This is a genomic window from Roseovarius salis (assembly GCF_044472985.1).
GTDB lineage: Bacteria > Pseudomonadota > Alphaproteobacteria > Rhodobacterales > Rhodobacteraceae > Roseovarius > Roseovarius salis.
Genome location: NZ_JBISDG010000066.1, coordinates 1 through 10,478, shown reverse-complemented (window position 1 = coordinate 10,478; position 10,478 = coordinate 1). Strand labels below are relative to the sequence as shown.

General features: G+C 67.0%; 9 protein-coding genes. 6 read left to right on the top strand and 3 right to left on the bottom strand.

Annotated elements, in window-relative coordinates:
• The 3 genes from ACH13J_RS17490 to cysS form a co-directional block, all read right to left on the bottom strand.
• Nucleotides 1–585, bottom strand: a 585-nt coding sequence (locus ACH13J_RS17490; RefSeq protein ID WP_397544637.1) for a squalene/phytoene synthase family protein, incomplete at its 3' end; no start/stop codon positions are given.
• Between the two features lie 47 nt (nucleotides 586–632).
• On the bottom strand, nucleotides 633–2,252 hold the full coding sequence (cimA, locus tag ACH13J_RS17485) for a citramalate synthase (RefSeq protein ID WP_397544636.1): 1,620 nt from the start codon (nucleotides 2,250–2,252) through the stop codon (nucleotides 633–635).
• A 226-nt stretch (nucleotides 2,253–2,478) separates the two neighbouring features.
• Nucleotides 2,479–3,963: a cysteine--tRNA ligase gene (cysS, locus tag ACH13J_RS17480; protein WP_397544635.1), complete on the bottom strand. Its 1,485-nt coding sequence runs from the start codon at nucleotides 3,961–3,963 to the stop codon at nucleotides 2,479–2,481.
• Nucleotides 3,964–4,212: 249 nt separating this feature from the next.
• Here cysS and ACH13J_RS17475 point away from each other — a divergent pair, with 249 nt between their 5' ends.
• The 6 genes from ACH13J_RS17475 to ACH13J_RS17450 all read left to right on the top strand — a co-directional run.
• Nucleotides 4,213–5,385, top strand: a complete 1,173-nt coding sequence (locus ACH13J_RS17475; protein WP_397544634.1) for an aminotransferase class I/II-fold pyridoxal phosphate-dependent enzyme — start codon at nucleotides 4,213–4,215, stop codon at nucleotides 5,383–5,385.
• Nucleotides 5,386–5,627: 242 nt separating this feature from the next.
• Nucleotides 5,628–7,166: a trimethylamine methyltransferase family protein gene (locus ACH13J_RS17470; RefSeq protein ID WP_397544633.1), complete on the top strand. Its 1,539-nt coding sequence runs from the start codon at nucleotides 5,628–5,630 to the stop codon at nucleotides 7,164–7,166.
• Nucleotides 7,167–7,327: 161 nt separating this feature from the next.
• On the top strand, nucleotides 7,328–7,627 hold the full coding sequence (locus tag ACH13J_RS17465; RefSeq protein WP_397544632.1) for a septum formation initiator family protein: 300 nt from the start codon (nucleotides 7,328–7,330) through the stop codon (nucleotides 7,625–7,627).
• A 123-nt stretch (nucleotides 7,628–7,750) separates the two neighbouring features.
• Entirely contained in the window at nucleotides 7,751–8,761 is a 1,011-nt protein-coding gene (gene pdhA / locus ACH13J_RS17460; protein WP_397544631.1) for a pyruvate dehydrogenase (acetyl-transferring) E1 component subunit alpha, read from the top strand.
• Nucleotides 8,762–8,776: 15 nt separating this feature from the next.
• Entirely contained in the window at nucleotides 8,777–10,165 is a 1,389-nt protein-coding gene (locus ACH13J_RS17455; protein ID WP_397544630.1) for a pyruvate dehydrogenase complex E1 component subunit beta, read from the top strand.
• Between the two features lie 13 nt (nucleotides 10,166–10,178).
• Nucleotides 10,179–10,478 (top strand): biotin/lipoyl-containing protein (locus ACH13J_RS17450; RefSeq protein ID WP_397544629.1); only part of this gene is annotated, 300 nt, incomplete at its 3' end.

Here is a 10,478-nt window from a genome sequence, read left to right as displayed (position 1 = left end):
CAGACACGCCAGCCCCTCTTGCGCGAGCGCGCGCAGCGCGTCATGCGTGCCTTCCACCAACGGGATGCGGCCGGCGCGCTCCAGCGCCGGCACCGCGCGCAGCCAGTTGGCCAACCCCATGGCATAGCCCGCGTCGCGCAGCGGGGCCTCTGGCGCCGGACCAAGCCCGCGCGCGGCCACCAGCAGCAGGTTACCCGAGGTCTGATCGATATATTCGCGGAAATGGTCCATGTCCTCGAACGGCTCGCGGTAGACATCCCACCGACGCGCGGTCACCAGCGCGTCCAGCAGCCCGGCGTCCTGCGCGCCGATGACACGCGACAGCGGCGTGGCGACCTCGTGCCGCCGCACCGCGCCTCCTTCGCGGATTTCCTCCAGCACGTCGCGCCACCATTGCAGGCGCATCTCGGCGATCATCGGCTCCTCGGTCAGCCACGGCGCGCGGCTCACCTCGATATTGAAGGCGTAGACAGGGAACAGCCGCGTGCGCGCCGGCACCGGCGCGGCCATCACGGCACGGAACCGGTCCGGATCGCCCCGGCGCACCAGATCGGCACAGGCCACGAGATCGTCGTCGAACGTCATGCCCCGGACCTAGGCCAGCCGAAGGGGCGGGACCAGTGCGCCGGGGCTCATGCGCCGTCCCCGTCGCGGGCGAGCTTCCACGTGATCGCGTCCAGCAGCGCCTCGAAGGACGCGTCCACGATGTTGGGGCTCACCCCCACGGTGGACCAGCGCCGCCCCTGCCCGTCCTGGCTGTCGATGATGACGCGCGTCACGGCCTCGGTACCGCCTTGCGTGATGCGTACCTTGAAGTCCACCAGCCGCATGTCGTCGATGACGGACTGGTACTTGCCCAGATCCTTGGCCAGCGCCTTGGCCAGCGCGTTCACCGGGCCGCGGTCCGATCCCAGCTCGTCCATCGATTCCGACACCGAGAGTTTCTTTTCCCCGTCGATCTTGACCACGACCACCGCCTCGGACAGCGACACCATGCGGTCGTGCTTGTTCTTGCGCCGCTCCACGGTGACCTTGTAGCGCTTGACCTCGAAGAAGTCGGGCAGCCGGCCCAGCTCTCGCCGCGCGAGCAACTCGAAGCTGGCCTGCGCGCTGTCATAGGTATAGCCGCGCTCCTCGCGCGCCTTGATCTCTTCGAGGATGCGCGGCAACGCGGGATCGTCGCGAGCCACGTCCAGACCGGCCTCGGCCAGCCGCCGCCGCAGGTTCGACTGCCCGGCCTGGTTCGACATCGGGATAACGCGCGCATTGCCGACCGCGGCCGGCTCGATGTGCTCGTAGGTGGCCGGATCCTTGAGGATGGCCGAGGCGTGCAGCCCCGCCTTGTGCGCGAAGGCCGAGGCGCCGACATAGGGCGACTGCTTCATCGGCACGCGGTTGAGGATCTCGTCCAGCTGGCGGCTGGCCATGGTCAGCCCCGTCAGCGCCTCGTGCGTGATGCCGGTGTCGTAGGCCGAGGCATAGGGTTCCTTGAGCAGCAGCGTCGGGATGATCGAGGTGAGGTTGGCATTGCCGCAGCGCTCGCCCAGCCCGTTGAGCGTGCCCTGTATCTGCCGCGCGCCCGCATCCACGGCGGCGAGGCTGCCGGCCACGGCGTTGCCGGTGTCGTCGTGGGTATGGATACCAAGCCGCGCGCCGGGGATGCCCGCCTCGATGACCGCCCGGGTGATGTCATGGATTTCCACCGGCAGCGTGCCGCCATTGGTGTCGCACAGCACGATCCAGCGCGCGCCCCCGTCCAGCGCGGCGCGCAGCGTCTTCAGCGCGTAATCCGGGTTGGCCTTCCACCCGTCGAAGAAATGCTCGGCATCGAACAGCGCCTCGCGCCCCTGCGCCACAACATGCGCAACCGAGCGGGCGATATTCTCCGCGTTTTCGTCCAGAGAGATGCCAAGCGCGGTCTCGACGTGGAAATCATGCGCCTTTCCCACGAGGCACACGGCCGGCGTGCCCGCGTTGAGCACCGCGGCCAGCACGTCGTCGTTCTCCGCACTGCGGCCGGCCCGCTTGGTCATGCCAAAGGCCGTCATCGTCGCGCGCGTCGCCGGCGCGACCTCGAAAAACGCGCTGTCGGTGGGGTTCGCACCCGGCCAGCCGCCCTCTATGTAATCCAGCCCGAGCGCATCGAGAGACTGCGCGATGGCCCGCTTTTCCGCGGTGGAGAAGCTCACCCCCTGCGTCTGCTGGCCGTCGCGCAGGGTGGTGTCGTAGAGATAAAGGCGTTCTTTACCCATCACCGCCCCCGCTGCTTCTTCTTGGGAAAAATACCCCGGGGAGCGCGAGGGGCAGGCCCCTCGCCACCTCCGGAGGCTGTCAGGCGCCGCCTTCCGACCACGGCGATCCGCAGGGAACCGGTCCCGCCCGTGGCGCTTGCGTCACGGGCAGCGCCCGGCCGCCCCCCCGGACGGGCGCTTCTCGCCCGCCCGCGCCCGGTCCCTGCCCTCTCTTGCCGCGTGACACTCATTTGAACGCTTCCAGCTTGGCGGGATCGAAATCGGGTCCGATATCCCATTCCGTGCCCTCCGGCGTATCCTTCACGATGACCCCGGCGGCACCGAGTTCGTCTCTAAGCCGGTCCGCCGTGGCAAAGTCCTTGCGCTTTTTGGCGTCGGCTCTTTTCGCGAGATAAAGTTCGACTGTCGAGCTGTGGCTGTCGCGCTCAATGTCACGTTGCTGCTGCCACTCGCCAATCCCGGCGAGGCCGATCAGCTCTAGTCCGTTTCGATAAGCCTGGCCAAGTTCCCCCAGTGCAAGACGATCGTCGGAAAAGTCGTGGGAAATGCGTCCGTCCTCGATACCCAGAAGCAGTTCGGCCCTGCCATCCAGGAGAGTAATTGCCGCGTGCGTGTTCATGTCGTCAGCCAATTGGTCGACAAGGTACGGCGGAAGCGATTGCGGGTCTGGCCGTGCATAAGCAAGATACCTGTCGGCAATTTTCAGCGCCGTTTCCCATTTTCGCAGAGTTTGTTCCGCTTCCTTTCTTCGGCGCTCCGTCCAGTCCATCGGCTTGCGGTAGTGCGTGGACAGGAAAACGAAGCGGATCACCTCGCCGCGGACCCCCGCGTCCAGAAGATCCCGCACGGTGAAGAAGTTGCCCTCGCTCTTGGCCATCTTCTTGCCCTCGACCTGCAGCATCTCGTTGTGCAGCCAGTAGCGCGCGAAGTCGCCCTGCGGGTGGGCGCAGCAGCTCTGCGCGATCTCGTTCTCGTGGTGGGGGAACATCAGGTCGCCCCCGCCGCCGTGGATGTCGAAGCTGTCGCCAAGCAACTCGTAGGACATGGCCGAGCACTCGATGTGCCAGCCCGGCCGCCCGCGGCCCCACGGGCTGTCCCAGCCCGGCAGTTCGGGGGTGGAGGGCTTCCACAGCACGAAATCCATCGGGTTGCGCTTGTAGGGGGCCGGGTCCACCCTTGCGCCGGCAATCATGTCATCCACCGAGCGGCCCGACAGCTGCCCGTACTTCTCGCGCCACGAGTCCACGGAGAATAGCACGTGGTCCTCGGCCTCGTAGGCGTGGCCCTTCTCGATCAGCGTCTCGATCATGTCGATCATCTGCGGGATGTAGGCCGTGGCGCGCGGCATCTCGTCGGGCTCCAGCGCCCCGAGCGCGCCCATGTCGTCAAGGAACCATTGCGTCGTCGTTTCGGTCAGGCGGGCGATCTCGGCCATCACGTCACCGTTCTCGCCGACGTTCTCCACGGCCCGGGCGTTGATCTTGTCGTCCACGTCGGTGAAGTTGCGCACGTAGGTGACGTGGTCGGCACCGTAGACATGCCGCAGAAGCCGGTAGAGCACGTCGAACACCACCACGGGCCGCGCGTTGCCCAGATGCGCCCGGTCATAGACCGTCGGCCCGCAGACATACATGCGCACATTTCGCGGATCGAGCGGCTCGAACCGTTCCTTCTTGCGCGTCTTCGTGTTGTAGAGCGTGATCTTCGTCATGGGTGCCTCGCGCGCGCGTTTCGCGGCGGGCTTATCAACTTGCATACGAGGATGGAATAGGTGACCGGCCCGCCTGAGGTTGTTCAGCGGGTAATGCAGCCGATAATGGGGCAAGCGGTCATCATGGCGCGTAGCCTAGAGTCCGGTCGCCACGCGGTCAAGCAGGCGCAGGCGACCGGCTTGACTTGCCCCGCCGCGCCGGTCCATCTGGCGCCGTGGACGAGAAATCGGGGCAGCAGGAGGCCAGTCATGCAATTGTCGCGCAGGATCACCGGTCTGACCGAGGGCGGATCTGACGGCTGGGACGTCTACTATGCCGCCAAGCGCATGGCCGATGCGGGCGAGCCCGTCACGCAGCTGACCATTGGCGAGCACGACACCGGCACCGACCGCACCATCCTGGACGCCATGCACGAGGCCGCAGTCGCGGGGCACGTGGGCTATTCCATGTTCAACGGTAACCTCAACCTGCGCGAGGCCGTGGCGCGGCGCGTGACCGAGCGCACCGGCGTGCCGACCACGCCGGACAACGTGCTCATCTGCCCCGGCGGGCAGGCCGGGCTCTTCGCCGCGCATCACGCCGTCTGCGACGAGGGGGACACGGCGCTTTTCATAGACCCGTACTATGCCACCTACCCCGGCACGATCCGCGGTGTCGGTGCACGGGCAGAAGCCGTGATGGCCCGGCCCGAGCGGAGCTTTCAGCCCGACCCGGCAGACATCGCGGCCAAGGCCACCGGCGCGGCGAGCCTGCTGATCAACAGCCCCAACAACCCCACCGGGGTGATCTACACGCCTGAGACGATGCAGGGCATCGCCGATGTCGTCCGCGAGCACGACCTCTGGCTGGTTTCGGACGAGGTGTACGAGACCATGATCTGGCACGGGGCGCATGTCAGCCCGCGCACGCTGCCCGGCATGGCCGGGCGCACGCTGGTGGTGGGGTCGCTGTCCAAGAGCCACGCCATGACCGGCAGCCGCATCGGATGGGTTGTCGGCCCCGAGGAGGCGATCGCGCACATGGGCAACCTGGCCACGCACACCACCTATGGCATCGCCGCCTTCGTGCAGGAGGCCGCGGCCTTCGCGCTTGACCGCGGGGATGCCTTCGAGGCCGAGATCGCCGCGCCCTTCCGCCGCCGTCGCGATCTCGTGCTGCAGATGCTGCAGGGACAGGACGCCGTCCGCCCCATCCCGGCCGATGGCGGCATGTTCGTGATGCTCGACATCCGGGCGACGGGCCTTTCGGGCGAAGCGTTCGCCGACCGGCTTCTGGCCGAGCACAGGGTGGCGGTGATGCCTGGGGAAAGCTTCGGCCGGGCGGCCGCGGGCCATGTGCGCCTTGCTCTCACTGTCGACGACGACGCGCTGGCCGCCGCGCTTGGCCGCCTGATGGAGCTCGCGGCCGACCTCGCGGCCTGATACCTCACCAACCCCGCGGCATATCCTGTCCCGATTTCGACGCGCGTCGCAAACGGGACAGACCGCGCCCGTTGAATCAGCTTTCCTGTTGCAACGGTTCGGGAGGAGCGGGCCATGTCGCAGGGCAGCAAACTGGCACTGGTGAGACGCGTCATAGGCGCGTTGCGGGGAATGGCCGCGCGAGGAAGGCCGGGAACGGGCTGAGCCCCGTTCCAGCCACATCCCGCGCAAAGGACATCACCATGACACGACAGCTTTCCCGCCGGTCGGGGGGCCGGGCTGCGCGCCACGCCTGCCGGGCCGCCCCCCTGGCCGAGGCCGCACGCCCGATCCGCCCGGGCATGAACGGCACCACGCTCAGCGTGCTTTCCGACACGGACGTTGAACAGATCCATCGCGCCGCGCTTAAAGTGCTCGAGGAGATCGGACTGGCCGATGCGCCCGAAAGCGGCATCGCCCACCTCACCGGCGCGGGCGCCGTGCTCGGCGATGACGGGCGCCTGCGCTTTCCGCGCGCCCTCGTCGAGGACATGATCGCCCGCGCGCGCCGCCGGATCACCCTGCACGGCAGGGACGGCCGCCACGATCTCGACCTGTCGGGTCACCGCGTTCATTACGGCACGGCCGGTGCGGCGGTGCACATGGTCGACGTGGAGAACGGGCATTACCGTGAAAGCACCCTTCAGGATCTTCACGATGCCGCCCGCATCGCCGACCGGCTGGACAACATCCATTTCGTCCAGCGCCCGATGGTGGCGCGGGATATCGCCGACAACCGCGAGATGGACCTCAACACCATCTACGCCTGTTGCGCTGGGACGACCAAGCATGTCGCCACCTCCTTTACCGAGCCGGCCTTCGTCGACGATGCGCTGGAGATGCTGCACCTGATCGCGGGCGGTGAGGACAAGTGGCGCGAGCGCCCGTTCGTCGGCAACACGAACTGTTTCGTCGTTCCCCCGATGAAATTCGCCACCGAGGCCTGCGAGGTGATGGAGCGCTGCATCATGGGTGGCCTGCCGGTGCTGCTGCTGTCGGCGGGCATGGCGGGGGCGACCACGCCCTCGACGATCGCCGGCGCCATCGTGCAGGCCACGGCCGAGTGTCTCGCCGGGCTCGTCTACGTGAATGCGGTCAAGGCTGGCGCGCCGGCGGTGTTCGGCACGTGGCCGTTCGGGCTCGACCTGCGCTCGGGGGCGATGACCGGTGGCTCGGGGGAACAGGCCCTGCTGTCGGCCGGCTGCGCCCGGATGCACAAGTTCTACGGCATCCCTGGCGGGGCCGTCGGCGGGATCACCGATGCCAAGCTGCCGGACATGCAGGCCGGCTGGGAGGCGATGTGTTCCAACGTCATGGGCGGGCTGTCGGGGCTCAACATGATCTACGAGGCGGCGGGCATGCACGCCTCTCTGCTGGGGTTCTGCCACGAATCGCTCATTCTCGGGGATGACCTGATCGGCCACGCGCTGCGCTGTGTGCGCGGGATCGAGGTGAACGACGAAACCCTCGCCATCGACCAGATCCGCGATGTCTGTCTCGGCGGGGCGGGGCATTACCTGGGCACCGGGCAGACGCTGCAGCGGATGCAGACGGATTTCGTCTATCCCGCCCTCGGCGACCGGACATCGCCCAAGGAATGGGCCGAGCTCGGCAAGCCGGACCTGATCGCGAAAGCGGTGGCGCGCAAGGAGGCGATCCTCGCCGAGCGTGCGGCGGCGCGGTTCGACGCCCGGCTCGACCGGGAATTGCGCAAGCGTTTCCGCATCCACCTGCCCGCGTGAGGCGGCGCCTCTCGGCAAAGCGTGGTTCGAGGCGGCAGATACCGCATCAACGCCGCCCGGGCGGCGGCAGAAAGAGGGATTCACAAGCCGGCCGGGCTGTGGCATGCTCCGCCCGACCGCCCGCGAAGAGGCGGCCGACCGAGGCAGAACAGAGACAGCAGATGACCACCCCGAAACGCCCCGCGCTCGGCGCGCTCGTCTACCTCGTGATCGCCATCGGCGTGGGGGGCTATTTCACCTTTGCGGCGGTGCAGGGCGATTACGGCCTGTTCCGGCGGGCCGAGATCGAGGCCGAGGAGCGTGCGCTGCGCGCCAAGCTCGACGCGCTCGAGGCGCAGGTGGCGCGGATGGAAAACCTCACGCGGCGGCTGTCGGACGACTACCTCGACCTCGACCTTCTGGACCAGCAGGCGCGTGACGTTCTGGGCCTGTTGCGGCACGACGAAATCGTGATCCGCTGACCCCGGCCCCGCGGCCCGACGCCACATATGGATGGCGGCAAATTCCCCCTCGTCACGGGGCGGGATGACGTGATAGCATTGTTTAACGTTAAACTATTGTCTGGGCGGAGGAGCACGCACCCCATGGCCACCAGAAAAAGCACAAAGAAACCAAATGTTTCAGCCGAAGAGTTGAAAAAGTACTACCGTGACATGTTGCTGATCCGCCGATTCGAGGAAAAAGCGGGCCAGCTGTATGGCATGGGGCTGATCGGCGGGTTCTGCCATCTCTACATCGGTCAGGAGGCCGTCGTCGTCGGGCTGGAGGCCGCCGCCGAGGAGGGCGACAAGCGCATCACCACCTACCGCGATCACGGGCACATGCTGGCCTGCGGGATGAATCCCGACGGTGTGATGGCCGAGCTCACGGGCCGCGAGGGCGGCTATTCCAAGGGCAAGGGCGGCTCGATGCACATGTTCTCGACCGACAAGCAGTTCTACGGCGGCCACGGCATCGTGGGCGCCAACGTGCCGCTCGGTGCCGGGCTCGCCTTTGCCGACCAGTACCTCGGCAACGACCGCGTCACCTTCACCTATTTCGGTGACGGCGCGGCCAACCAGGGGCAAGTCTACGAGACCTTCAACATGGCCGCGCTGTGGAACCTGCCGGTCGTGTTCGTGATCGAGAACAACCAGTACGCCATGGGCACGTCGCAGAAGCGCTCCACCTCCACCCCCGAGATATATACGCGGGGCGATGCCTTCGGCATCCCCGGCGAGGCGGTGGACGGCATGGACGTGCTGGCCGTCAAGGCCGCCGGCGACAAGGCGGTCAAGCACTGCCGGTCGGGCAAAGGGCCCTATATCCTGGAGATCAAGACATACCGCTACCGCGGGCACTCCATGTCCGACCCGGCCAAGTACCGCACCCGCGAAGAGGTGCAGAAGATCCGCGAGGAAAAGGACGCCATCGAACACGTGCGCGAACTGCTGCTGGAGGGCGAGCACGCCACGGAAGAGGACCTCAAGGCCATCGACAAGGAAATCAAGGGGATCGTCAACGCCTCGGCCGATTTCGCCAAGGACAGCCCGGAGCCGGCGACGGACGAGCTCTGGACCGATATCATCGCCGAGACGGCGCCGCAGAACGCGTGAGAAGGAGGCAAAGCAATGACAACCGAAATTCTCATGCCCGCCCTGTCCCCCACCATGGAAGAGGGAACGCTGGCCAAGTGGCTGGTCAAGGAAGGCGATGAAGTCAGCTCCGGCGACATCCTCGCCGAGATCGAGACCGACAAGGCGACGATGGAATTCGAGGCCGTCGACGAGGGCACCATCGGCAAGATCCTGGTGGCCGAGGGCACCGAGGGTGTGAAGGTGAACACCCCCATCGCCGTCCTGCTGGAAGAGGGCGAGGACGCCGCCGCCATCGAGAGCGCCGGCTCATCGGGCTCTGCCGAGCCCTCCTCGCCGGAGGCCCCGGCGTCCGGCGAGAGCGACGCGCCCGCCGCACCGGCGCGGGCCGCGACCCCGTCCCCCGCCCCCGACACCAGCCCCGACTGGCCCGAGGGTACCGAGATGAAGTCGATGACCGTGCGCGAGGCGATCAATACCGCGATGGCCGAAGAGATGCGGCGCGACGACAAGGTGTTCGTCATGGGCGAGGAGGTGGCCGAGTACGAGGGTGCCTACAAGATCACGCAGGGGCTGCTGGACGAGTTCGGGGCCAAGCGCGTGGTGGACACGCCGATCACCGAACACGGCTTCGCCGGCATCGGGATCGGCGCGTCATGGGGCGGGCTGCGCCCGATCGTGGAATTCATGACGTGGAATTTCGCCATGCAGGCCATGGACCAGATCATAAATTCCGCGGCCAAGACACTCTACATGTCGGGCGGTCAGATGGGTACGCCGATGGTATTCCGCGGCCCCAACGGCGCGGCGGCGCGCGTGGCGGCCCAGCACAGTCAGGACTATGCCGCGTGGTACGCGCAGGTGCCAGGCCTGCGGGTGGTGCAGCCATGGTCGGCGGCCGATGCCAAGGGGCTGTTGAAAACCGCGATCCGCGATCCCAACCCCGTGATCTTCCTCGAGAACGAGATCCTCTACGGCAAGAGTTTCGACGTGCCGGTGCTGGATGATTTCACCATTCCCTTCGGCAAGGCGCGCGTGGTGCGCGAGGGCTCGGACGTGACGATCGTCAGCTTCGGCATCGGCATGACATATGCCATGGAGGCGGCCGAGCAGCTGGCCGGAGAGGGCGTGAGCGCCGAGGTGGTGGACCTGCGCACGCTGCGCCCGATCGACCACGACACCGTGATCGCCAGCGTGCAGAAGACCAACCGCTGCGTCACCGTCGAGGAAGGGTGGCCCGTCGGCTCGATCGGCGATCACATCGCCACCACGCTGATGCAGCGCGCCTTCGACTGGCTCGACGCGCCGGTGATCACCTGTACCGGCAAGGACGTGCCCATGCCCTACGCCGCGAACCTCGAAAAGCTGGCGCTGACCTCCACCAAGGAGGTGATCGAGGCCGTCAACCAAGTCACCTACCGGTAAGGAGAGAGACGCGATGCCCACGGAAATTCTCATGCCCGCCCTGTCTCCGACGATGGAGGAGGGCACGCTGGCGAAATGGCTGGTCAAGGAAGGCGACGAGGTATCCTCGGGCGATCTCCTTGCCGAGATCGAGACCGACAAGGCGACGATGGAATTCGAGGCCGTCGACGAGGGCACCATCGGCAAGATCCTGGTGGCCGAGGGCACCGAGGGCGTGAAGGTGAACACCCCCATCGCCGTCCTGCTGGAAGAGGGCGAGGACGCCGCCGCCATCGAGAGCGCCGGCTCATCGGGCTCTGCCGAGCCCTCCTCG

Bases quoted from the DNA above. Each gene is read 5' to 3' on its own strand.
- cimA (WP_397544636.1), bottom strand. From the start codon at position 2,252: ATGGGTAAAGAACGCCTTTATCTCTACGACACCACCCTGCGCGACGGC.
- cysS (WP_397544635.1), bottom strand. From the start codon at position 3,963: ATGACGAAGATCACGCTCTACAACACGAAGACGCGCAAGAAGGAACGG.
- ACH13J_RS17475 (WP_397544634.1), top strand. From the start codon at position 4,213: ATGCAATTGTCGCGCAGGATCACCGGTCTGACCGAGGGCGGATCTGAC.
- ACH13J_RS17470 (WP_397544633.1), top strand. From the start codon at position 5,628: ATGACACGACAGCTTTCCCGCCGGTCGGGGGGCCGGGCTGCGCGCCAC.
- ACH13J_RS17465 (WP_397544632.1), top strand. From the start codon at position 7,328: ATGACCACCCCGAAACGCCCCGCGCTCGGCGCGCTCGTCTACCTCGTG.
- pdhA (WP_397544631.1), top strand. From the start codon at position 7,751: ATGGCCACCAGAAAAAGCACAAAGAAACCAAATGTTTCAGCCGAAGAG.
- ACH13J_RS17455 (WP_397544630.1), top strand. From the start codon at position 8,777: ATGACAACCGAAATTCTCATGCCCGCCCTGTCCCCCACCATGGAAGAG.